This is a genomic window from Gordonia abscondita (assembly GCF_032711245.1).
Taxonomy (GTDB): Bacteria; Actinomycetota; Actinomycetes; order Mycobacteriales; family Mycobacteriaceae; genus Gordonia.
Genome location: NZ_CP128986.1, coordinates 1,145,120 through 1,167,399 on the forward strand (window position 1 = coordinate 1,145,120; position 22,280 = coordinate 1,167,399).

General features: G+C 65.9%; 23 protein-coding genes and 1 tRNA gene. 8 read left to right on the forward strand and 16 right to left on the reverse strand.

Going from position 1 to position 22,280, the window contains the following annotated elements; all coding sequences use genetic code 11:
• The first annotated feature begins 36 nt into the window (after positions 1 to 36).
• Both MP11Mi_RS05380 and MP11Mi_RS05385 read left to right on the forward strand, forming a co-directional pair.
• Complete coding sequence (locus MP11Mi_RS05380) at positions 37 to 429, forward strand: VOC family protein (RefSeq protein ID WP_420041266.1); 393 nt, start codon at positions 37 to 39, stop codon at positions 427 to 429.
• The gene (locus MP11Mi_RS05385; RefSeq protein WP_420041267.1) at positions 402 to 1,259 is read left to right on the forward strand and encodes a helix-turn-helix domain-containing protein; all 858 of its coding nucleotides are present in this window, start codon (positions 402 to 404) and stop codon (positions 1,257 to 1,259) included. The genes MP11Mi_RS05380 and MP11Mi_RS05385 overlap by 28 nt, the downstream gene beginning before the upstream one ends.
• A gap of 39 nt (positions 1,260 to 1,298) precedes the next feature.
• Here MP11Mi_RS05385 and MP11Mi_RS05390 read toward each other — a convergent pair whose 3' ends face one another.
• Both MP11Mi_RS05390 and MP11Mi_RS05395 read right to left on the reverse strand, forming a co-directional pair.
• Entirely contained in the window at positions 1,299 to 2,375 is a 1,077-nt protein-coding gene (locus tag MP11Mi_RS05390; RefSeq protein ID WP_420041268.1) for a DNA polymerase domain-containing protein, read from the reverse strand.
• Positions 2,375 to 3,418 (reverse strand): ATP-dependent DNA ligase, encoded by a 1,044-nt coding sequence (locus MP11Mi_RS05395; RefSeq protein WP_420041269.1) that lies wholly within the window; start codon positions 3,416 to 3,418, stop codon positions 2,375 to 2,377. The genes MP11Mi_RS05390 and MP11Mi_RS05395 overlap by 1 nt, the downstream gene beginning before the upstream one ends.
• 282 nt (positions 3,419 to 3,700) lie before the next feature.
• Here MP11Mi_RS05395 and MP11Mi_RS05400 point away from each other — a divergent pair, with 282 nt between their 5' ends.
• The 3 genes from MP11Mi_RS05400 (at position 3,701) to gluQRS (ending at position 8,601) form a co-directional block, all read left to right on the forward strand.
• Entirely contained in the window at positions 3,701 to 5,653 is a 1,953-nt protein-coding gene (locus MP11Mi_RS05400; RefSeq protein ID WP_420041270.1) for an alkaline phosphatase family protein, read from the forward strand.
• A gap of 65 nt (positions 5,654 to 5,718) precedes the next feature.
• A complete protein-coding gene (locus tag MP11Mi_RS05405; RefSeq protein ID WP_420041271.1) occupies positions 5,719 to 7,656 on the forward strand; it encodes an alkaline phosphatase family protein in 1,938 nt (645 codons plus the stop codon).
• A gap of 39 nt (positions 7,657 to 7,695) precedes the next feature.
• A complete protein-coding gene (gene gluQRS / locus MP11Mi_RS05410; RefSeq protein WP_420041272.1) occupies positions 7,696 to 8,601 on the forward strand; it encodes a tRNA glutamyl-Q(34) synthetase GluQRS in 906 nt (301 codons plus the stop codon).
• Between the two features lie 33 nt (positions 8,602 to 8,634).
• Here the strand turns inward: gluQRS and MP11Mi_RS05415 are convergent, their stop codons facing one another.
• From MP11Mi_RS05415 to tgt, 4 genes are read right to left on the reverse strand one after another with little or no spacing between them, the layout of a single operon-like run.
• A complete protein-coding gene (locus MP11Mi_RS05415; protein WP_420041273.1) occupies positions 8,635 to 9,039 on the reverse strand; it encodes a VOC family protein in 405 nt (134 codons plus the stop codon).
• Between the two features lie 10 nt (positions 9,040 to 9,049).
• Positions 9,050 to 9,493 carry a helix-turn-helix transcriptional regulator gene (locus MP11Mi_RS05420; protein WP_420041274.1) on the reverse strand — a complete coding sequence of 148 codons (444 nt, stop codon included), beginning with the start codon at positions 9,491 to 9,493 and terminating at the stop codon, positions 9,050 to 9,052.
• Positions 9,494 to 9,497: 4 nt separating this feature from the next.
• A complete protein-coding gene (locus MP11Mi_RS05425; RefSeq protein WP_420041275.1) occupies positions 9,498 to 10,589 on the reverse strand; it encodes an alanine racemase in 1,092 nt (363 codons plus the stop codon).
• A gap of 4 nt (positions 10,590 to 10,593) precedes the next feature.
• On the reverse strand, positions 10,594 to 11,868 hold the full coding sequence (gene tgt, locus MP11Mi_RS05430) for a tRNA guanosine(34) transglycosylase Tgt (RefSeq protein WP_420041276.1): 1,275 nt from the start codon (positions 11,866 to 11,868) through the stop codon (positions 10,594 to 10,596).
• Between the two features lie 69 nt (positions 11,869 to 11,937).
• Here tgt and MP11Mi_RS05435 point away from each other — a divergent pair, with 69 nt between their 5' ends.
• Positions 11,938 to 12,381: a hypothetical protein gene (locus tag MP11Mi_RS05435; protein WP_420041277.1), complete on the forward strand. Its 444-nt coding sequence runs from the start codon at positions 11,938 to 11,940 to the stop codon at positions 12,379 to 12,381.
• Between the two features lie 8 nt (positions 12,382 to 12,389).
• Here the strand turns inward: MP11Mi_RS05435 and MP11Mi_RS05440 are convergent, their stop codons facing one another.
• The gene (locus MP11Mi_RS05440) at positions 12,390 to 13,706 is read right to left on the reverse strand and encodes a UDP-N-acetylmuramoyl-tripeptide--D-alanyl-D-alanine ligase (protein WP_420041278.1); all 1,317 of its coding nucleotides are present in this window, start codon (positions 13,704 to 13,706) and stop codon (positions 12,390 to 12,392) included.
• A 73-nt stretch (positions 13,707 to 13,779) separates the two neighbouring features.
• On the opposite strand from MP11Mi_RS05440, the gene MP11Mi_RS05445 reads away from it, so the two are divergent.
• On the forward strand, positions 13,780 to 14,850 hold the full coding sequence (locus tag MP11Mi_RS05445; protein ID WP_420041279.1) for a D-alanine--D-alanine ligase family protein: 1,071 nt from the start codon (positions 13,780 to 13,782) through the stop codon (positions 14,848 to 14,850).
• A 224-nt stretch (positions 14,851 to 15,074) separates the two neighbouring features.
• Here MP11Mi_RS05445 and MP11Mi_RS05450 read toward each other — a convergent pair whose 3' ends face one another.
• From MP11Mi_RS05450 to MP11Mi_RS05475, 6 genes are all read right to left on the reverse strand, one after another.
• Entirely contained in the window at positions 15,075 to 15,470 is a 396-nt protein-coding gene (locus tag MP11Mi_RS05450; RefSeq protein WP_420041280.1) for a hypothetical protein, read from the reverse strand.
• Between the two features lie 164 nt (positions 15,471 to 15,634).
• Positions 15,635 to 15,722, reverse strand: a tRNA-Ser gene (locus MP11Mi_RS05455).
• Positions 15,723 to 15,790: 68 nt separating this feature from the next.
• Complete coding sequence (locus MP11Mi_RS05460) at positions 15,791 to 16,081, reverse strand: hypothetical protein (protein ID WP_420041281.1); 291 nt, start codon at positions 16,079 to 16,081, stop codon at positions 15,791 to 15,793.
• An 84-nt stretch (positions 16,082 to 16,165) separates the two neighbouring features.
• Positions 16,166 to 16,645, reverse strand: coding sequence for a nucleoside deaminase (locus MP11Mi_RS05465; RefSeq protein WP_420041282.1), 480 nt, complete (start codon positions 16,643 to 16,645; stop codon positions 16,166 to 16,168).
• A 10-nt stretch (positions 16,646 to 16,655) separates the two neighbouring features.
• Complete coding sequence (locus tag MP11Mi_RS05470; RefSeq protein WP_420041283.1) at positions 16,656 to 17,177, reverse strand: tRNA adenosine deaminase-associated protein; 522 nt, start codon at positions 17,175 to 17,177, stop codon at positions 16,656 to 16,658.
• 62 nt (positions 17,178 to 17,239) lie between these two features.
• Positions 17,240 to 17,509, reverse strand: coding sequence for a hypothetical protein (locus MP11Mi_RS05475; RefSeq protein ID WP_420041284.1), 270 nt, complete (start codon positions 17,507 to 17,509; stop codon positions 17,240 to 17,242).
• Between the two features lie 130 nt (positions 17,510 to 17,639).
• Between MP11Mi_RS05475 and MP11Mi_RS05480 the strand changes: the two genes are divergently transcribed.
• Positions 17,640 to 18,590 (forward strand): prephenate dehydrogenase, encoded by a 951-nt coding sequence (locus MP11Mi_RS05480; RefSeq protein ID WP_420041285.1) that lies wholly within the window; start codon positions 17,640 to 17,642, stop codon positions 18,588 to 18,590.
• Between the two features lie 22 nt (positions 18,591 to 18,612).
• Here MP11Mi_RS05480 and MP11Mi_RS05485 read toward each other — a convergent pair whose 3' ends face one another.
• The 3 genes from MP11Mi_RS05485 to MP11Mi_RS05495 all read right to left on the reverse strand — a co-directional run bounded on the left by MP11Mi_RS05485 (position 18,613) and on the right by MP11Mi_RS05495 (position 22,267).
• The gene (locus MP11Mi_RS05485) at positions 18,613 to 19,203 is read right to left on the reverse strand and encodes a putative glycolipid-binding domain-containing protein (RefSeq protein ID WP_420041286.1); all 591 of its coding nucleotides are present in this window, start codon (positions 19,201 to 19,203) and stop codon (positions 18,613 to 18,615) included.
• A 51-nt stretch (positions 19,204 to 19,254) separates the two neighbouring features.
• Complete coding sequence (locus MP11Mi_RS05490; protein ID WP_420041287.1) at positions 19,255 to 19,944, reverse strand: hypothetical protein; 690 nt, start codon at positions 19,942 to 19,944, stop codon at positions 19,255 to 19,257.
• Positions 19,945 to 20,071: 127 nt separating this feature from the next.
• Positions 20,072 to 22,267 carry a 3-hydroxyacyl-CoA dehydrogenase NAD-binding domain-containing protein gene (locus MP11Mi_RS05495; RefSeq protein WP_420041288.1) on the reverse strand — a complete coding sequence of 732 codons (2,196 nt, stop codon included), beginning with the start codon at positions 22,265 to 22,267 and terminating at the stop codon, positions 20,072 to 20,074.
• Between the last annotated feature and the right edge of the window lie 13 nt (positions 22,268 to 22,280).

Consider the following 22,280-nt stretch of genomic DNA (forward strand, 5'->3'; position numbering starts at 1 on the left):
CAAGAGACTCATGCGGCTCGGCGGCAGAATTGAACCATGAGCACACGCAAAGACATGAACATTTGGCCCGGCATCACCTGCACTGACCCGCTCGCCGAGCGGGACTGGCTCGCTCGCCTCGGCTTCGAACCCGGCATCCTCGTTGAAGGCGACGACTCCGGCGAGGTGATCCACTCGGAGATGCTGTGGCCTGATGGCGGCCGCGTGATGGTCAGTTCGGCATGCAAGACCGATCCGACGTTCACCACTCCCGTCGGAAGCACAAGCGTGTACGTCGTCGTCGCCGATCCGGACGCCGTGTACGCGAGCGCCACCGGTCTCGGCGCAAGGCTGGTGCGGGACATGGCGGAGGAGGATTATGGGTCGCGAGGCTTCTCTATCGCTGACCCGGAGGGCAATCTGTGGAGTTTCGGGACGTACGCGGGCTGACCGGCAGGCTGTGCCGGGCAGGCGTCCGAGTCACGCCATACAACATCAAGGGCGCTCGGCCCGGCACTCACCTGGGCATTCCGTCGCCGACGGTCACGCTGATCGTCGATCTGCGCGACGGACTCGTCCTCACCGGGCCCGGTCTAGAACGGCAGACACGTTTCCACTGCGGACTCGGGGAACTGCACCTCGAATCGTTCACGATCCATCACGACGGAACCCAGGTGGGCGTGCAACTTGATCTTGCTCCCGGAGCGGTGCGGCGACTGTTCGGTGTCCCCGTCGGGTCACTTTCATCGATGCTCGAACTCGAGCATTTGGACGCCATTTTCGCCTCTCGTCTACGCGACGCGGTCGGCGCTGTGCCACACGAAGCGCGCAGCGCGGTGGCCACCGACCTCCTCGGGGCACAGTTGAGTGACGCCGCCGGCGCGCCTACCGGAGCCGACCCTGATGCAGTCCGCACGTGGCACCGCATCCTGCGATCGAACGGCCAGGTGACCGTGTCCGAACTGGTCGAGCAGTCGGGATGGTCCGCTCGACGTCTGACCAGCGTTTTCACCGCCGAGTTCGGGATGGGCCCGAAGCAGGCTGCGCGCCTCGTCCGCTTCGATACCGCCCGACATGCGATGGACTCGGGGTGTTTGGCCAGTGAAGCCGCTGCCGACTGTGGATTCGCCGACCAGGCGCACATGTCCCGCGAATTCACCGCGTTCACCGGTCTCCCGCCTAAGCAGTACGTGACCGAACGCCACAGCGAGTTTCTCGCCGACGGTGACTCCGACGAAGCCCCAGAACCTACACCTGTGCGGGCCGGCATCACCGTATAAGGGACAGTGCGCCCTAGCCGTGTAGGTTCGCGCCGAACGCTACTTCTCGATTCTGTTCCCGTCCGAGTCCCAGTGGTCGGCGACCTTCTTGCTCGGTTGGACGCGGGGCGGTTCGCCCGGCATCTTCGGATATGACGGCGGGTATGGCAGGTCGCCTAGTCCGTCGGCGTCGTCGCGACCCACCATCTCCAGGAGCGGTTCCAGTCCGGCCGCATGGTCGGCGATGTCGGCCCACGGGTCGCCGCGGCGCTCGAGTAACGCGGGCACCGTGGCGATCGTCAAATCATCGGGGACGACGTCGGCGAACTCGTCCCACGTCAGCGGCGTCGACACCCGCGCGTTCGGCGACTTCCGCACCGAGTACGGTGCGGCCATCGACCGGTCGCGGGCGTTCTGGTTGTAGTCGATGAAGATCCGGTCGCCGCGGTCCTCCTTCCACCACGATGTGGTGAACAGCTCCGGAGCGCGACGCTCCAGTTCTCGTCCAAGAGCGATCGCCGCACGGCGAGCGGCGATGAAGTCCCACTCGGGACGGATCGGTACGAACACGTGGACGCCACGACTGCCCGACGTCTTGACGAAGCCCGTGTAGCCGAGTTCGTCCAAGAGCGGGCGGACGTGGTCGATCGCGGCGATTCGCACGTCATCGAATTCACGCCCCGACTCGCCGCCCGGCGGATCCAGGTCGATACGCAGCTGATCAGGGTGATCGTTGTCCGGGTCGACGGTGGGCCAAGTGTGAAAGGTGACGGTCCCGAGATTTGCCGCCCACACGACGTCTGCCGGTATACGCGGGCAGAATGCCTGGCCAGACCGCTTGGACGGGAAGACGATCTTCGTTGACCCGACATGTTCAGGGTGATACTTCGTCAGGTGCTTCTGGTAGATCTCGTCGCCCTCCACGCCGTCCGGGAAACGCTGCAGAAAGGTCGGACGGCCGCCGATCGCGCCGAGTATGGGCCCGGCGAGCGCCATGGTCCGGTAGTACTCGACGAGGTCGCCTTTGCGCCCACCGCCCTCCCCGAGTTGTGGGAAGTAGAGCTTGTCGGGATTGCTGAGCTTCACCTCAACTCCGTTGACGTCGAGCATGAGCGGTTTCGGCTTCGAACTGGCCATCACGAACCTTCCAGGACGTCGTGGACGTCGTAGGTGAGCGGGACTTCGAGTTGTTCGTATCCGCAACTGGCCGGATCCCGGTCCGGCCGCCATCTCAGGAATCTGACGGTATGCCGGAAGCGACCATTCTCCATCTGGTCGTATGCGACTTCGACGACCAAAGCGGGCCGGATCGGAATCCACTCCCCGCTGCCCGCGGCCCGCCAGCGAGACACCTCGCCCTGCGCGACGTTGTCCGGGTCCAAGCGCATCGGCTCGAACATATCCTGCAGTTCGATCCGCTTCTTGTCCGAGAACGCGCTCGACCCGCCGACCATTCGAAGTTCGCCGTCGCCGCCGTACAGTCCGAGAAGCATCGACCCGAGTCCAGTCCCGCTCTTGTGGACGCGGTAGCCGAGGACCACGCAGTCGGCGGTCCGCTTGTGCTTGATCTTGACCATCTCGCGTTTGTTCGGCACGTAGAGCCCGTCGAGGCGTTTAGCGACGACGCCGTCGAGCCCCGCTCCTTCGAACGCGGTGAACCAGTCGCCTGCGACGGTCGGATCCTGCGTCACACGGCTGACCTGTAACGCCCCGCCAGGGTCGATAGCCTGGCGCAGGGCGTCGCGACGCGTCGGGAACACTTCGCCGGTGAGGTCGGAGTCGCCGAGTGCGAGGGCGTCGAATCCGATGAAGACGGCGGGGGTCTCGTGCGACAACTTCTCGATGCGCGACGCGGCCGGATGAATGCGCTGACTCAGCGAGTCCCAGTCGAGCCTGCGGACTCCACCGATCTCGCGGACCACGCCGACCTCGCCGTCGACCACGACCCGCTCGGGCAGTTCAGCGCGGGCTACGTCGACGAGTTCGGGAAAGTAGCGGGCAAGGTCCTTGCCGCCGCGCGAGACGATGACGACCTCGTCGCCGTCACGGAAGATCAACGCGCGGAATCCGTCCCACTTCGGTTCGTACGACCACGCTGGCCCATCGGCCGGCTGGTCGGGGACGGCCGCCACCGCTTTGGCGAGCATCGGCGCGACAGGCGGATTGATCGGGAGGTCCACCCGTTCATCGTCCACGACGTCACCGACAAGAGCAACGGAATCAGCTACTCCGTCAGTCGGGCCTGACAAACAGTTCGTCGCCAAATGCCTCGCCAACGTCGATGAACACCATCTCTCCTGTCCTGTGCACTGACTGTGCGCGCATCACTACGCCGGTCTCAGCGTCGGGCGAGTTTGACCTCCGGGCGGTACGAACGACGCCTCCAGTACTCACTCCGACTGAACTCCTCGGGATTCGGAAGCACCCTCTTTCGATCAGTTGATCGACTAGAGTCCGGACGCATGGCGACTTCACCGGAGCACGTCTCCGAGCCCTCGCGCAGGCACTTCCTCGGTTTGGCGGCCGGTGCCGCCGGCGTCGCCGGCGCAGCGTCGCTGCTCCCGCCTTCTCTGCTGTCTGCGGTCGCGCAGGCGCGGCCAGCCGGCTCGATCGACGACGTGGAGCACGTCGTCGTGCTGATGCAGGAGAACCGATCGTTCGATCACTATTTCGGCACGATGAAGGGTGTTCGCGGTTTCGCCGACAACTCAGCGAAACCCGGGATCTTCAATCAGAGCGGCGTCCACCCGTTCCTCGCGCGCGACGCGGCGAATCGCGGGACGCTGTCCGTCGAGTATCTGGCGTCGCTGCCGCACGAGTGGGCGGACGGGCAGAGAGCGCTTCGGCGCGGCCATTGCGACGGCTGGATCGCCGCGAAGGGCAGTGCAACGATGGCCTGCTACGACCGGCAGGACATACCGTTCCATCACGCCCTCGCCGAGACTTTCACGATCTGCGACGGCTACTTCTCGTCTTCGCCCACCGGGACCGGAACCAACCGCAACTACCTATTCTCCGGAAATTCGGGCTACGAGCCGTGGGGCGCCAGGTCGGTCGGCAACGAGATGTACGCGCCGGTGCATCCCGGTTTCACGTGGAAGACATACGCGGAGAATCTGCACGAGGCAGGGGTGGACTGGCGCGTCTACCAGGAGTGGGACAACTTCACCGACAACAACCTCGACTTCTTCGCAGGCTTCCGCGGCATCGGCCGCGACGCCGTTCTCCGTTCCGGCCAGCTCGGCGTCGACCTCACCGGGTTCTACTCGTTGCTCATCGAGACCGGACGCAAGAGCGAGCACGGTGATGTGTCGCCGTCCGCAGACCAACGCGCACGTGTCGCCGCAGTCCACCGAGCAGCGCGCAGTCTCGGTCGAGGTCGGGCCGACCTCTACGACCGCGCGCTCTACCGCGGCGAACCTGGGACGTTGATGTCCCGGTTCCGCCGCGACGTCGAACGCAATCGTCTCCCCGCCGTCTCGTGGATCGTCGCGCCGGAAGCCGACTCAGAGCATCCGCGCAGTTCGTCGCCGATCCAGTCGGCAGGTGTCGTCTATCAGCTCCTCGACGCGCTCGCCGCCAGTCCCGATGTGTGGCGGAAGACCGCGGTTCTCTTGAACTACGACGAGTTCGACGGGTACTTCGACCACGTCGTTCCACCGCTGCCGCCGAAGGGCGAACCCGGCGAGTGGTGGGACGGCAAACCGATGGGGCTGGGTTTTCGCGTACCGATGACGATCGTGTCTCCGTGGACAGTCGGCGGACGCGTCTCGTCGGAGGTCTTCGACCACACTTCGGTGGTGCAGTTCCTCGAGCGGGTCACCGGTGTGCGCTGTCCGAACATCTCGTCCTGGCGCAGGCGAATCAGCGGAGATCTCGTCTCGACGTTCGACTTCGGCCACTCGGACGGCCTCGACGTACCGGCGGCACCCGGCAGGCCGCCGACCTTCCGCAGCAGGTGGGCCGCGAAACCAGGAGGAGAGTTCCCCGAGCAAGAGCCGGGTACGACGACCGCGCTGCCGACGCCGTACCGCTTATCGGCGAACGTCGTCGACGGCGTCGTCGAACTGGTCAACGACGGCGCGAGCGCCGCAGTGTTCGCTGTCTTCCACGACGGCGGCGTCGAGCACGTGACAGTACGCGGGAAGCGTCGAATCCGGTTGTCGGCCAACACCGGTCACGTCGTCGTCACCGGGCCCGACCGGTTTCTGCGCGACCTGCATTTCACGCCAGGCGGGTCGAGCGCCCGAGTGGACCTCGATCATCAGTCCGGGCGGATGCGAGTGGACGGGCGCGACGCGACGACACACGGCAGTTGGTACGAGGTCACCGTCGCCCACACGTCCGGGCGGCAGTACTTCACGGGCAGACTCGAGAACGGCGCGGCAACGACCACGTCACCGCTGCGCCGCTGACTCGCCGCTTTCGGGACACGACGCCGACCCCAGTGAGCCACCCCGCACTCGTACTGTCGGCCCCGATGGCAACCACACCGAAGACCGTCTCGTCCCATTCGCGCCGACACTTTCTCGGATTGTCGGCGACCGCCGCCGGAACCGCCGCCGCGGCAACGCTTCTCCCTCCGTCGCTGCTCGACGCGGTGGCACGAGGGAGAACTTCGGGCGGTCTGCGCGACGTGGAGCACATCGTCGTCTTGATGCAGGAGAACCGGTCTTTCGACCACTACTTCGGGACGTTACGCGGAGTGCGCGGCTTCGCCGACAACTCAGCCAAACCAGGAGTCTTCGACCAGGACGGGGTGCGCCCGTTCCTGGCACGCGATGCCGCGAATCGCGGTGACCTGTCGGTGGAATATCTGGCATCCCTTCCCCATTCGTGGCAGGACGGCCAAGAGGCCCTCAACGGTGGACGGTGCGACGGGTGGATCGGTGCGAAGGGCGAGGCGACGATGGCGGCCTACGATCGCCGCGACATCGCCTTCCAGTTCGCGTTGGCCGAGACATTCACGGTGTGTGACGGCTACTTCTCGTCGTGCCCGACGTCGACGAGCCCGAACCGCAACTTCCTGTTCTCGGGCACCAGCGGTTCCGAACCGTGGGGTCCACGGGCCGTCGGCAACGACGCCTACGACTCGACACACCCCGGCTACACGTGGAAAACGTACGCGGAGAGCCTTCACGAGGCGGGCGTGGATTGGCGTGTTTACCAGGAGTGGGACAACTACACCGACAACAATCTCGACTTCTTCGCGACATTCCGCACCATCGGACGCGCGGCCGTCCAACTCGCGGGCGAGCACGGCGGCGACCTGACCGGCTTCTACGAGAATCTGCTGGAGGGCTCCGACCGCGGCGAGCAGGAGCGCCGTGCACGGAGCGTGCACGACAGTGCCGCGGGGATGCGCGGCGTCGTCGCCGATCTGTATCGCCGAGCCCTCTATCGTGGCGAACCCGGTTCACTGATCCCTCGGTTCCGCAGAGACGTCGAGTCGGGCAGGCTTCCGGCGGTGTCGTGGATCGTCGCGTCGTCGGCCGACTCCGAGCATCCGTCGGCGTCGTCGCCGATCCAATCGTCCACACTGACGTATCGGCTCCTCGACGCGCTCGCATCGAATCCGCAGGTGTGGGCCAAGACGGCCGTGCTGCTGACGTTCGACGAGTTCGACGGTTACTTCGACCACGTTGTCCCACCGCTGCCGCCGAAGGACGAACCCGACGAATGGTGGGATGGCAAACCGATGGGGCTCGGGTTTCGCGTACCGATGACGATCATCTCACCGTGGACAGTCGGCGGACGTGTCTCGTCGGAGGTCTTCGACCACACCTCGGTGATCCGTCTGATGGAACGAGTGACAGGTGTGCGCTGCCCGAACATCTCGCGGTGGCGTCGCCGAGTGTGCGGCGATCTGGTGTCGGCGTTCGACTTCTCCCGCTCGGACGGTCTCCGGCTTCCCACTCGACCGGGTCCGGTCCCGCCGATCGAGAAGCGGTGGGACGCCGAGCCCGGCGGCGACTATCCGGTACAGGGGACCGCGCGAGCAATGGCCCTCCCCACCCCGTACCGACTGTCGGCCACCATAGTGGGCGGAGTCCTGCACCTGCGGAACGACGGATCGCGCGCCGCCGTGTTCGGCGTCTTCTATGACGGTCGCGTCGAGCATCACACGGTCCGCGGCAGGCGGCGCGTGCAATTGGCGTCGATCACCGAACGTGTCGTGGTGACCGGGCCGGACCGTTTCCTCCGGGACCTTCGCTTCCCGCGGAACGGATCATCCGCGGACATCGCCCTCGACCATGAGCGCCGACAAGTCAGTGTCGACGGACGCGACGTCACCGCTACCGCAGTCACTGACGGATGGTACGAGGTGACCGTCACAGGTCCGGCGGGGCGCCAGTACTTCACCGGACGGCTCGAGAATCACCTGCCGACGAAGACGTCTGGGCTGCGCGCCGACTGAGTTCCGCGCCGTCGCAGACAGTGCCTTACGGTGGTGGATGTGGCCAACGACTTCGCTCCCGCAGGCCGATTCGCACCTTCTCCGTCCGGCGACCTGCACATCGGGAATCTGCGGACAGCGGTCATCGCACAGCTCTTCGCCCGATCGTCGAAACGCCGCTTCCTCATCCGCGTCGAGAACCTCGACCGGGTCCGACCCGGAGCGAGGGAACGGCAACTCGCCGACCTCGCCGCAGTCGGGATCGTGTGGGACGAGCCGGTGATTCTGCAGAGCGACCGATACGACACGTACGCGGCAGTGATCGGCGGGCTCGTCGCCGACGGCGACACCTTCGAATGCTTTTGCACCCGCCGCGAGATCCTGGACGCGCCGTCGGCGCCGCACGCCCCACAGGGGGCGTATCCGGGTACCTGCCGCGACCTAACCGAGTCCGAGCGTGCCGAACGGCGACGTATCCGCCCCGCCGCGATCCGTCTCCGTTCGGACGTCACATCGTTCACGGTCACCGACATTTTGAACGGCGAGTTCACCGGTGACGTCGACGATTTCGTGTTGCAGCGCAACGACGGAACGCCCGCCTACAACCTCGCGGTGGTCATCGACGACGCGGCGTCCGGAGTCGACCAAGTGGTGCGCGGCGACGATCTGCTGACATCCGCGCCACGGCAGGCGTACCTGGCGACCCGGCTCGGGTATTCGCCGCCCGAGTACGCGCACGTCCCGATGGCTCTCAACCCCGACCACCAGCGGCTCGCGAAACGCGACGGCGCGGTGACTCTCGCCGATCTCGCCGCGCGCGGAGTCGACGCGGAGGCCGTCCTGTCGATGATCGCTGTCTCGCTCGGGATGGCCGACGAGGGGGAGCCGGTCACGATGGACATCCTCGCCGAACGGTTCTCCCCGTCCGCTCTCCCCCGCGACCCGTGGATCTTCGAGCCACAATAGGTGGTCTCGGCCGACTCCGGTCGATTGCGAGAGCTACTTCTGGTTGATGCGCAGCAGGTTTCCGGCAGGGTCGCGGAACGCGCAATCGCGCACTCCGTAGTCCTGGTCGGCAGGTTCGGCGATCACGTCAGCACCTGCGGCGACGAGTTTGTCGAAGAGTGCGTCGAGGTCGTCAGTCGCGAGCGTGACCGCACCGTAGGAGCCCTTCGCTATCAAGTCGAGGATCACCGTGCGTTCGGCGTCGGTCACCCCGGGATCGACGACCGGCGGTTGCAGGACGATCGACGTCGGCGATCCGACGGGACCGACGGTGATCCACCGCATGTCGCCGTAGCCGACGTCGTTGCGGACTTCGAAGCCGAGCGCGTCGCGGTAGAAGGCGAGCGACGCGTCGGCGTCGACGTGCGGGAGGAACGTGTAGTGGATGTCGATGTTCATACGAGCAACGCTAAGCGGGTCCGCCCGGTTTCGCTTCTCGATTCCTGACCGGTCTGGCAGCCTGTCTGGCCAGACATGGCGGGACGCCTTCCAGGTCGCCGGACATCTCCCGGCGGTACACGCTCGGCGAAACGCCGACGAGCTCGGTGAACCGGGTGCTGAACGTCCCCAACGAGGATGATCCGACAGCGAAGCACACCTCGGTCACTGACATGTCGCCTCGCCGCAGCAGCGTCATCGCGCGCTCTACCCGGCGCGTCATCAGATACGAGTACGGCGACTCGCCGTAGATCCTTTTGAACTCCCGGCTCAGGTGGCCTGCCGACATGTGGGCGCCGCGAGCGAGTTCGTCGACGTCGAGCGGTTTGACGAATTCGCGGTCCATACGGTCACGGACCTTCCGGATCGCGACGATGGCCTGGGTGCGGGCGTCCCGATCGGCTGCGCTGCTCACGAAATCAATTGTTGCGGCCGCGAGCGGCGACGCGCCAGACGTCGATGACGAGTCCGCCCTTGGCAACAGCGACTTCGTCGACCAGATTGAGGACAGTGCACACATGGTTCGGCACCACACGGACCCGCGAACCCCGCACGGGAAGCTTTGCTTCATCGGGGAATTCGGCAGTCGCATGATGTTCGGACAGCCCGGTGATCCGCGCATCGGGGTAGTCGATGAGCCTCCCGAAACCCGATACATAACCTGGTCGATCCGCACCGAGAACCTTACTGCCCGAGTCGAGCACGATCTGCCGCTCGGGTCCGTCGGACCTGCTGATGACGGTCGCGAGGACCGTCAGTGCGATATCGGACGGCCCGGTGCTGCCCAGTTCCCACTGTTGTGCGTCACCGAAGACGTAGACGCCGGGGCGCGACTCGGTGAGGGCCCGGCCGTCGGACAGCAGCGCGGTCGGCGTCGACCCGCCGCTGCGAGCCTTCACGGGGACACCCGACTCGGCGAGCGCCCGAGAAGCTCTACGCAGCGCCTTCGCCTCGTCGTGCGCCGCAGAGTCGGCCTGCCCGACCCCGTAGCTGTGACCCGGGAACGTGAACACGCCCGCCACATGCAGTCCGGCGTCGTCCGCAGCCGCCGCGATCGCGGTGACGCCGTCGGGGCGCACGCCGCTGCGGTGGTGGCCGCTGTCGACTTCAATCAACACCTCGAATCGGCGCACAGCGTCACCGAGCCGAGCACCGGCGTTACGCACACCCTCCACCGAGTCGACGCCGAATGAGATGCGGGCGTGCTCGGACGCGGCGACGAGCCGGGCCGCACTAGACCGGGTGAGCCACAGCGGGTATGCGATGAACAGGTCGTCGCACGCCGCTCCGTCCGGGTCGGCGAACACTTCTGCCTCACCGATCGTCGCGACCGTCAGTCCCGCCGCACCCGCCTCTATCTGTTTGCGTGCGATCTCCACGATTTTGTGTGTCTTCACATGCGGGCGTAACGCGATTCCTTTGGCTTGCAAAGCTTCCGCCATCGCCGCGATATTGCGGTCGAGGATATCGACGTCGACGATGACCGTCGGCGTACTCACCATGTCGCCCATCGGCTCACTCTCCTGCTCGCTTGGTTCCCGCGTAGTAGCGGCCGAGGAACTCGTCCCGGTACTCGTAGTAGTTCCCATCCTCGATCGCCTTGCGCGCACGGTCGACGAGGGTGATCGTGAACGACAGGTTGTGGAGAGTGGCGAGCGTCGACGCCAGGCCCTCCTTCGCCTTGAACAGGTGGTGCAGGTAGGCGCGGGTGTACTGAGTCGAATAGTTGTCGAGTTCGGCGTCGAGCGGACCGAAATCATCCCGAAACTTGCGGTTCGTCACGTTGTAGCGGCCGTCGAACGAGTAGATCGCCCCGTTGCGGGCGACACGCGTCGGCGACACGCAGTCGAAGGTGTCGGCACCGTTCTCGATTGCGGTGAAGATGTCGTCGGGTTCACTGATACCCAACAGGTGACGCGGCGCGTCGTCGGGAAGTTCGTCGGTGACCCAGCCGACGATGGTCCCAAGATTGTCCTTCTCCAACGCGCCGCCGATCCCGTACCCGCCGAACCCTTTACCGCCGTTGTCCCGGTCGATGCGGCTCAATTCGACGAGGTCGCGCGTCGCCTTACGTCGTAGGTCTTCGTATTGCGCGCCCTGGACGACGCCCCACAGCGCCTGCTGCGGCCGGTGCGAACGTTCGGCGGACAGTCGGTTGTGTTCGGCCAGGCACCGGATCGCCCACTGCCGGGTCCGTTCGAGCGACGTCTCCTGGTATCCGCGCGTGTTCATCAGCGTCGTCAGTTCGTCGAACGCGAAAATGATGTCGGCGCCCAACTGATGTTGGATTCCCATCGATACCTCGGGGGTGAACCGGTGCATCGACCCGTCGAGATGCGATTTGAAGGTGACGCCGTCGTCGTCGACGTTCGCCAACCGTTCTTTGCCTTCGGCGATCCGCGAATCGTCTTGGGGTCCGGTCGCCTCCATCGAGATGACCTTCTTGAAACCCACACCGAGGGACATCACTTGGAAGCCGCCGCTGTCGGTGTAGGTCGGGCCCGACCAGTTCATGAAGGCACCGAGGCCGCCCGCCCGGTCGAGGATCTCCGGCCCCGGTTGCAGGTACAGGTGGTATGCGTTGGCGAGGACCGCCTGTGCGCCGAGCGCCGCCACCGATTCGGGCAACACGGTCTTCACGGTCGCCTTGGTGCCCACCGGAACGAAGGCTGGTGTGTGGATCTCGCCGTGCGGAGTGACGATCGTGCCGGTACGACCCGCCGTCCCGTCGAGGGTGGCGCGCCGGATGAACTCGCTGCTGGTCACAACGCAATAGTGCCCCACCTGCATCGGCCCCGACGTGCCGACCCGCGGTTGCGCGACCCGACATCGCTACTCGTCTGCATTACCGTGGGGCACATGACCCGCACGATGAAGCTCACCGCCACTGCGCTCCTCGGCCTGTCGATCGCCCTGTCCGCTGCTGCGTGCGGCAACGAACAGGAGGCTCCGAAAGCCGAAACATCGACCGCTGTGGTGACACCGCCCAGCGACCGCAGCGTGCCGGTCGTCCCCGGCCCGAAACCGCGATCGTCTACGGCACCGAGCACGAGTCCGGCGACGACGTCCGGCGACGGGCAGTCCTGTGGCTCGGCCAAAGGCCCTGACGGCGCACTGCAGATCCAGATCGTTGAGGGCGACCTCTCGTGTGAGACGGCGACGGCGATCGCGAAAGAGTACAGCCCGCTGATCGCGACCGGCCAGCCCCAGGACGTCAACGGCTGGAACTGCGGTCCGTCCACGACAGCAGGCGAACTCGCGCGCTGCACCAAGGATTCGCAGTCCTTCGCGTTCGTCCCGTAGACGACTACTCAGCCCAGGGCGACCGCGACGCGCTCCAACGCAGCCACTCGGCTGCCTTTGACGAGCACTGCGTCACCTTCGGTCAGGTCTCCGAGAGCCGCGACCGCAGCGTCGACATCCGCCACGTGGACGGCGGCGTCGCCGTAGTCAATCGCGTCAACGGCGATCACGGTGATGCCGAGATCGGCGGCCTGCCGCGCGATGTCACGGTGGGCGGCAGGCCCGTCCGCGCCGAGTTCGGCCATCGTGCCGACGACGGCGAAGCGGCGGCGCGCGGCGAGTCGGGCAAGTGACGAGAGACCGGCCGCCATCGACGTCGGATTGGCGTTGTAGGCATCGTTGATGACGACGGCGCCCGACCGCGTCGTATTCATCTCCATGCGCAAACCAGACAACGCGGCGTCGCTGAGCCCGGCGGCGAGCGCATCGATCGGGACACCGAGACCGCAGCCTGCGGCAGCTGCGGCGAGCGCGTTCGGCACCTGGTGTTCGCCGCGCGCCTGCAGGTCGATCACGGTGGATCCCCACGGACTGTGCAGCGTGAACGAGGCCCGCAACTGATCGTCGAGGACGATGTCGGTGGCGCGGACGTCGGCGTCGTCGGCCACACCGTAGGTCAGCACGCGAGCCTGGGTCCGGGGCGTCATGCCGCGGACGATCGGTGCGTCCGCGTTGAGGACGGCGATCCCGTCCGTGGGCAGCGACTCGACGAGTTCGCCTTTGGCTTGCGCGACGTCGGCGAGCGTCCCGAACATCTCCAGATGGGCGGCCTCGACGCGAGTGATGACGCCAACCGTCGGCGACGCGATGTCGCACAGCAACGCGATGTGCCCGACGCCGCGCGCCCCCATCTCCAGGACGACGGCTTCAGTGTCGTCGGGTGCGCCGAGGAGCGTGAGCGGCAGACCGAGTTCGTTGTTGAAGCTCTTCTCGCTGGCCGCCGTCACGTACGTGGTGGCGAGGACTCCGGCGAGGAGGTCTTTGGTGGAGGTCTTACCGACCGAGCCGGTGACGCCGACGACACGCTGCGGGAGACCGGCACGGACCGCACGCCCGATGTCGGCGAGCGCGAGGGCGGTGTCGGCGACGTGAACGGCCGTCGCGGCGATGCTCGGGTCGGGCGCACGGTCGGTCAGATAGACCGGAGCGCCCGCGTCGACCGCCTTCGCGATGAAGTCGTGTCCGTCGCGTGCCGCGACGATCGGAACGAACAGCTGACCTGCTCCGATGGAACGCGAATCGATACTCGCCGAAGAGACCTCGATGTCGGGCCCGTGGAGCGTTCCGCCGGTGGCTGCTGCGATCTGGCTGGCGTGAAGGTGCACTATCCGAACGGTACAGGAATGGCAGGACGGTACAGGCGAGAGCCGACACAGGCGAACACGTATCCTGGCATCCATGAGCACCCCCCTCCTGCGGTTGGTCGTCCTCTACGGCGGAGTGTCCGCCGAACACGATGTGTCGCGCGTCAGCGCGGCTCACGTGCTGGCCGCTGCGGATCGCGACAAATACACGATGGTCCCGGTCGGGGTCGACAAGAACGGTGTCTGGCACCGCAACGACGGGGTAGCGGCATCGATCGCGGCGGGCGAGCCGCTGCCGAACCGACTCGACGTCGAGGGGCCGGAAGTCGATCCGCTGCAGGTGGTGCGCGGGGACGGGGAACTGACCGTCGTCCTGCCGCTGCTCCACGGTCCGCATGGTGAGGACGGGACCGTCCAGGGCATGCTCGAACTGTTCAAGGTGCCGTATGTCGGCTGCGGCGTCCTCGGGTCGGCGCTGTGCATGGACAAGGCGATGGCCAAAGAGGTCGCTGCCCGCGCAGGCATCCCGCAGTGCGACTGGGTCACGTTCCGCGACGGCGTCGACGACGCGCGCACAATTGTCGACCGTGCGATCAATGAGCTCGGACTGCCGATCTTCGTGAAGCCGGCCAACATGGGGTCGTCAGTCGGAGTCTCTCGGGCCGGCACGGCCGACGAACTCGACAAGGCGATCAACGTCGCACTCCGGTATGACGACGTCGTCGTCCTCGAAGAAGCGGTGACCGCACGCGAGATCGAGGTCGGGGTCCTCGGCAACAACGCGCCGGACACGACGTTTCCGGGCGAGATCAAAGCGGGCAGCGACTTCTACGACTACGAGGACAAGTACGTCACCGGGACCGCCGAACTGATGATCCCGGCCCCGTTGGACGACGCCGCGATCATGCAGGTCCGGGAGCTCGCCGCTGACGCGTTCACCGCGCTTCGTTGTGCGGGCATGGCCCGAGTCGACTTCTTCTACGAAGAGGGCGGCCGCGGATGGCTGCTCAACGAGGTGAACACAATCCCCGGGTTCACACCGAGTTCGATGTACCCGAAGATGTGGGAGAACTCGGGGATCTCGTACCCAGACCTCATCGATCGACTAGTGGCTTTGGCGTTCGAGGTACACCGTCGACGGAGTTCGTTCTCCACGGAGCATTGACGGCCGCAGGCGACTCTCACGGAAACCTTCGCCGCCAACCCCCATCCTGCGAGCTGAACTACGAGGTCGCGACGTGACGAGCGTGGTCGTCGACTTCACGCTTGCCGATCGTCTGCCTGCTGTCGCCGGTGCGGCGTCGAAGGCGGCAGCCCGCGAGCGCATACGAGAGTTGGCGCGGAGTCTGTGACTCCGCGCCAACTCTCGATGGTGGTTTTGTTAGACCGTCACTTCCAACGGGTCCAGAGCGTGAACGGACGCTTGCCCGTCTTGTTGAAGCTGATCCAGACGTTGCCGTTGTGCGATGCTGCTTCACGAACCAGCAGATTCGCCGTCGCGTACGTCACGTTGCCTCGACCGGGCACGTACACCTGCTTGAAGCGAGTCTTCGTGTCGACCGACCCGTAAAAGTACGGGTGGACTGCCGGATGATCGAGCACTCCGGCGACACCGGACTGTGCGAGCTGCTTGGTCTCACCCTTGGTGAGTCCGACGAACACCTTGGTGCCGGTGTCCCGCACGGCGGCGGCGGATGCCTGACCTGCCGCGCCGAATCCGGTGGTCGCTACGAGCCCCAGCGCCACCATGGCCGCGAGCAGCAATCCTACGAAACGATTCTTCATTCTTCTCCCCCTGAGAGTGTTCATAGCCGACACCCCTGTCGACTCCGCATGATCCTGCCATACAGGACAGCCGACACGTACGAGCCCCCACTGTGTCACCCGACACAGTGGGGCTCGAGCATGGAAAAGGCCCCCGACCTGGATTCCAGATCGGGGGCCTTCGGCGGTGGCGGAGGGATTTGAACCCCCGGTGCAGGGTCACTACACACGACATTTCGAGTGTCGCACCTTCGGCCGCTCGGACACGCCACCGCGAAGAACTATACGGCAGCCGAACCAGAGAGTGAAATCAGCTGGTCAGAGCCTGTTTCCGCCGAGTTTCACTGCTTGTCGTTCGGCGTCCCACCGCCGGACAACTTGCCTGCGATCTCGCCGAACTTCTCCTTGGCGGTCTGCACCGCCCCCTGCACGTTCTCGTTTTTCGAGACCTCGTCGAACTTCTCCCGCGCCGTCGATACAGCGCCCTTCACCTGGTCGCTGTTGGCGACCTCGTCGAACTTCTCCTTGGCGCTGCCGACCGCACCCTGAACCTGCTCGCTCTCGACGAACTCGTTGACCTTGCCGATCACCTCGCCCGCGAGTTTGGTGACCTTGTCCATCGGATCCGACATGACATTCCCCTTCGATTGTTGCCTACTCGCAACCCGCGGCTGCGCACCCTTCAAGTGTGCCCCGCTTCACGGGCTGCCGCAGCTTCAAGCGCGGCGGGCAGCGAAGAAACCGGTGACCAGGTCTGCCGCCTCGTCGGCGAGGACCCCGCCGAGGACCTCGGGGCGATGAACCAATCGCGGATCACGCAGGACGTCCCACAACGAGCCGACCGCACCGGTCTTCGGCTCCCACGCGCCGAAGACCACGCGAGAGACCCGGGCCAATCCGATCGCGCCCGCGCACATGGTGCACGGTTCAACAGTCACGACGAGCGTGCAGCCTTCCAGCCGCCACCCGTCACCGTGGCGCCTCGTCGCCTTTCGCAGAGCGAGGACCTCGGCGTGCGCTGTGGGGTCCCCGTCGGCCTCACGCCTGTTCGCGGCGCGCGCCAGTTCGACACCATCGGAGCCGAACACGACGGCACCGATCGGGACGTCCTCGTCGCCAGCCGACCGGGCAACGTCAAGGGCCACCCGCATCATCGCCTCGGCGTCGCGGTGTACCGCGCCCCGATCGATGTCCATCACCGAGAGATCAGTGGCCGAGCTTGTCGAGCACGTCGGACAGTTCGTCCGCGAACCCGAGCCGAGCGGCGACCATGCCGATCTGTTCGTCTGCGTACAAGTCGGTGTCGCCGACGATCACGCTCATCACCGCGTCCGGCAGTCCGAGGTCGGCGAGGATCGCGAGATCGCCCTCCTCCCACGGGTCCACGTCGTCGATCTCATCTGGATCCAGATCAGGTACGTCGACATTCAATGCGTCGAGCACGTCGACGGCGATGTCGTAGTCGACCGCTGCCGTCGCATCCGAAATCAAAAGACGCGCGCCGGACGGCGAGGGGCGGACGATGACGAAGAACTCGTCATCGACGTCGAGCAAACCGAACACGGCGCCCGCCGCACGGAGTTCGCGAAGCTGCAATTCCGCGTCGTCGAGGCTGTCGAGCGCTGACGGCGTCAGCGGAGAGAGTCGCCATCCACCGTCGTCACGGACGACGGCCACCGCGAAACCGTCGACGTCGGGGTAATCGCTCTGCGCGACAGGCTTCGCCATGTCCGCAACGGTAGTCGGTTTCCGCAGGTCTCCCAAGTCGAATTCCGTGTGCGGCTCGCGTTTCAAGCCGCTGCGCGCTCGATGACGACAGAACCGAAACCGTACGGCAGCGTCAAGGCGGTGTTCGGGCCACAGCGAGTCAACAGCACAGCCCGGCCGAGAGACAGCAGCACGGTGATTGGTGACCACATGACCGTCGGCAACGGATCCGCCGCACGGCTGCGACGGTGGCCGACCGTGGCCCGCAGACGGCCGATACGTTCGACAGTCGGCCTGTTCGCGGCGTTGGTCTCGGCCATCTCGTACCCCACTCTCGCCGAACCGTTACACATCGCAATGACTGTGTCACACGTCACCATTCTTTGTGGGCGTACGGAGAGTCGATGAGCACGTTCGCGTCCAGTCCCGCATATCGCCCCGTCGGATATCGCCGTCGTCGGAGCGATGTGCCACCGTAGACACATGTCTGTCACGTCTTCGCGCCCCGTCTGCGTTATCGGCCTCGGCCTCATCGGGGGCTCATTGCTTCGCCGCCTGGCAGGCGGACGGACGGCGTTCGGCTACAACCGGTCGACGGCTACGGTCGACGCCGCCGTCGCGGGCGGTTACGACGCCTCCAACGATCTGCCGCAGACCCTGTCGCGAGCTGCCGCGGAGGACGCGGTGATCGTGTTGGCGATACCGGTCACCGTGCTCGCCCCCATCGTCGACGCCGTCGTCGACCACGCACCGGACTGTCTGCTCACCGATGTGGTGAGCGTGAAGGAGGAGGTCGCACGGATCGTCGCCCGTCATCACCCGGACGCCCGCTACGTCGGCGGGCATCCGATGGCAGGAACCGCCCACTCCGGGTGGGACGCGACGGATCCGACTCTTTTCGAGGACGCGATGTGGATGGTGACGACCCAGGACGACACCGATGCCGACGACTGGCTGGCCGTCGTGGACATCGCGCGCGCGGCGGGTTCGTACGTCGTGCCTGCCGCCGCTGACGCCCACGACCGGGCGGCCGCCGCGATCTCCCACAATCCGCACGTCACCGCTGCCGTCACCGCAGCGGTCGGCGCAGGCGAGAGCCGTCTGCCACTCCGCCTGGCGGCGGGCAGCTTCCGTGACGGAACGCGGGTGGCAGGCACCGCGCCCGAGTTGCAGCGCGCGATGCTCGAAGCGAACTCCGTCGCCCTACTCAACACGCTCAGCGAGACGATTGATCGCCTGGTCGCGGCCCGAGATCGACTCCGCGACCACGGTGACATCGCCGACCTCATCGAAGCGGGACACCGCGCTCGCACAACGTACGAAGAGATCGCGTCGGGCGATGTGGAACCGATCGTCGGGGTAACGATCGGCGCCGACGGTTGGGCGCAGGAACTGCGCCGCCAGGCCCACCAGGCGCGTGTCTGGCTCGGCTGAGCCTCGTCGGATCCGGGCCCTGTCAGATGCGGGTCGCGACACCCGGATAGTCGACGACGAGTCCATGCTCGTCGATGGACAGTTCCACGCTGCCCGCCGCCGTGGTGATCGTGGCCGTCCCATCGCCGATTGTGTACGACGCGACCTCTGGTTCGATCTCGTAAGTCGGAAGACGCAAACTCACCAGCGGGACGTCGGTCAACGCCCCTTTGCCGAAGAACGTGCGGCGGAAAATCGGGAGCGCCGACAGGAACGGTGACATCGCGACGTCGACGCCCTCGGCGCCGTCGAAGTCGCTCTGGACGGTGCTGTATGGAGTCTGCGCCATCCATCGGCCGTCCATATCGCGACTCAAGTCGAGCGGGGCTTCGCCGCCGGTCTTGAGTAGACGGAACGAGAGGCGCCGCGTGATCCCGATGTCGTTGGCGATCAATTCGTACGACGACGAATATGCCTGGACGTCCGGTGTCTCCGCGGAGATGATTCGGCCGTAGGCGCGCAGACGTCCGCCCGCCGTGTTGAGCCGCACTTGTTCGAAGCGCCCACCGTCGACCGAACGCCAGGTGAACATCGTCTTGGCTCCGGTGTCGGCTGCCTCGTCGGAAGAAGTCACACGTCTACGTTAGGGCATCAAGGTCGCGCTCATCGCCGCGCGCGCCTGGATTCAGCCGACTGCGCGGCACGCGAGGACACCCGACGTGTCCGCGGGAACCTCTTCGTGCGCGACGACCTGGCCTTCGACGGTGATGGTGCACGATGCCGGAGCGCCCGGAGCGACGACTACGCGGATCTGCAGGAGTCCGGTGGTCGCGTGCACTGTCTGCCGCCATCGCGCTGCGGTCATGTGGATAAGTTGGACGCCTCCGTCATCGATGTAGACGATGGCCGAACCGGGTGCGGCGTCGACCGCAAGGTCGGCGTCGAGCCCGTTCGGTGCGGGACGCTGTGTCTCCCCCGGCACTTCGTCAGTCGGTTCGATCGACTTTGGCAGATACGGGTCAGTGGTGTTTTGCGAGACGGGCGCATCATCGCGCATCGTCGCGACGTCGGAGTCGTCTCCGCCCGACATCAGCTTGAACGCACCGACCACGAGCAGCACCAACACGACGATCGCAGCAGCGCCGAGCACGGCACGCTGACGCGGATCGCCCGGCTCGGGCGGCGACGGCGCGTACTGCGGCGTGGCCTCGTCGACGCCCTGCGGCTGTGCTTGCGCGGCGGGGTCGGGGTCGGGCTGGTAGGTGTACCGCGGTGCCCCGTTCGGCCCGTAGCCCAACGCCGGGTACTGCTGACCGACGGCCAGCGGCGGCCGGTAGCCCGGCTGCTGCGTGTGTCCTGACCGTCCCGAATCCATCTCTGTCAGAGTACGCGGATCACTCGCCGCCGATCGCGCTCACCGCCACAAGACTGGCGATCGAATGCGGAAGGCCCCGGTGAGACGAACTCACCGGGGCCTTCGCGATATTCGACCTGAGGTCGGACTACTTGACGAGGTTCTCGTTCGTCAGCTTGTTCACTCCAGCTGCTGCCTTCTCCACGAGGGAGGCTGGCGGCTCGAAGTTGGCACCGTACTTGCCGGCGAGGTCCTTAGCGCGGGCGACGAAGCCTGCGACACCACCGGAGTAGCCGTTGATGTACTGGATGACGCCACCGGTCCACGCCGGGAAGCCGATACCGAAGATCGAACCGATGTTGGCATCCTCGACGGAAGTCAGCACGCCTTCGTCGAAGCACTTCACGGTCTCGAGGGCTTCAGCGAAGAGCATGCGCTCCTTCATGTCCTCGAGCGGGATCTCGACCGAACCCGACTTGAAGTTCTCGCGGACACCCGGCCAGATGAGGCCACGCTTGCCGTCCGTGTAGTCGTAGAAGCCCTTGCCGTCCTTCTTCGAGGTGCGGCCCAGTTCGACCATCTTGTCGACCACCGCGTATGAACCGTGGTCCGGGTAGTCGACACCTGCGGCCTTAGCCGCGCTCTCGGTCTCCTTGCGGATCTTCTGCATCAGGGTCAACGTCAGTTCATCGGACAGCTGCAGCGGCGGTGCCGGGTACCCGGCCTGGCCGCCCGCCTGCTCGATGAAGGCGGGCTCGATACCTTCGCCCACGGCCGCGAGGGCCTCGTTGATGAACGTGCCGATGACGCGGCTGGTGAAGAAGCCACGGCTGTCGTTGACGACGATCGGCGTCTTGCGGATCTGCAGGGTGTAGTCGATGACCTTCGCCAGGACGGCGTCGGAGGTCTTCTCACCCTTGATGATCTCGACCAACGGCATCTTGTCGACCGGCGAGAAGAAGTGGATTCCGATGAAGTCCTCGGAACGCTTGACACCCTCGGCGAGGATCGTGATCGGCAGCGTCGAGGTGTTCGAGCCGAGGATGGCGTCGGGCTCGACGATGTCCTCGATCTCCTGGAACACCTTGTTCTTGACCTCGACCGACTCGAACGCTGCCTCGATCACGAGGTCGACGCCCTTGAAGTCCGCGGCGTCGACCGTCGGGGTGATGCGTGCGAGGAGAGCGTCGCTCTTCTCTTGCGTGGTCTTGCCCCGCTTGAGTGCCTTCGCCTCGAGCGTCTCCGCGTAGCCCTTACCGCGCTTGGCCGCCTCGAGGTCGATGTCCTTGAGGACGACCTCGATGCCGGCCTTCGCCGAGACGTACGCGATTGCAGCGCCCATCATGCCCGCGCCGATGACGCCGACCTTCTTGGCCTGGTACTTCTCGAAGCCGTCGGGGCGCGAGCCGCCACCGTTGATGTGCTGCAGGTCGAAGAAGAACGCCTTAATCATGTTCTGTGCGACCTGACCGGTCACCAGCGACACGAAGTAGCGGGTCTCGACGACGTCGGCGGTGTCGATGTCGACGTACGCGCCCTCGATGGCCGCGGCCATGATGGCACGCGGAGCCGGCATGTTCGCGCCCTTGATCTGCTTACGCAGCAGAGCCGGGAACGCGGGCAGGTTGGCTGCCATCGCCGGGTTGGTCGGCGCGCCGCCCGGGATCTTGTAGCCCTTCACGTCGAACGGCTGCTGAGCCTCCGGGTTGGCCTTGATCCACGCCTTGGCAGCGGGGACGAGCTCGTCGATCGAACCGACGACCTCGTTGACCAGACCGACCTCCTTAGCCTTGGCAGGCTTCAGGCGCGGCCCCTGCAGCAGGACGCCCATGAGCGCCTGCTGGATGCCGAGGAGTCGAACGGTGCGGACCACGCCGCCGCCGCCCGGAAGCAGACCGAGGGTCACCTCGGGCAGGCCGAGCACGTTGCCCTTCACGTCGGCTGCGACGCGGTAGTGGCAGTGCAGGGCGATCTCGAGGCCGCCGCCGAGTGCCGCGCCGTTGATGGCGGCGACGACGGGCTTACCGAGAGTCTCGAGGCGGCGCAGGACCGCCTTCATCTCGTTGGTGCTCGCGTTGATCGCCGTCGCCAGTTCTTCCTTGGTCTGGTCGGCGGGCGGGTTGGTCATGTCCTTGAGGTCGCCGCCGGCGAAGAAGGTCTTCTTCGCCGAGGTCAGCACGACACCGGTGATGTCGTCCTTCTCAGCTTCCAGGCGGTCGACGGTCGCGGCCATCGCATCCCGGTAGGTGGCGTTCATCGTGTTGGCGCCCTGGTTGGGGTCGTCCATGGTGAGGATGACGACGCCATCGGCGTCCTTCTCCCACGCGATCATGTTGTCAGTCATGGTGAAGTTCTTT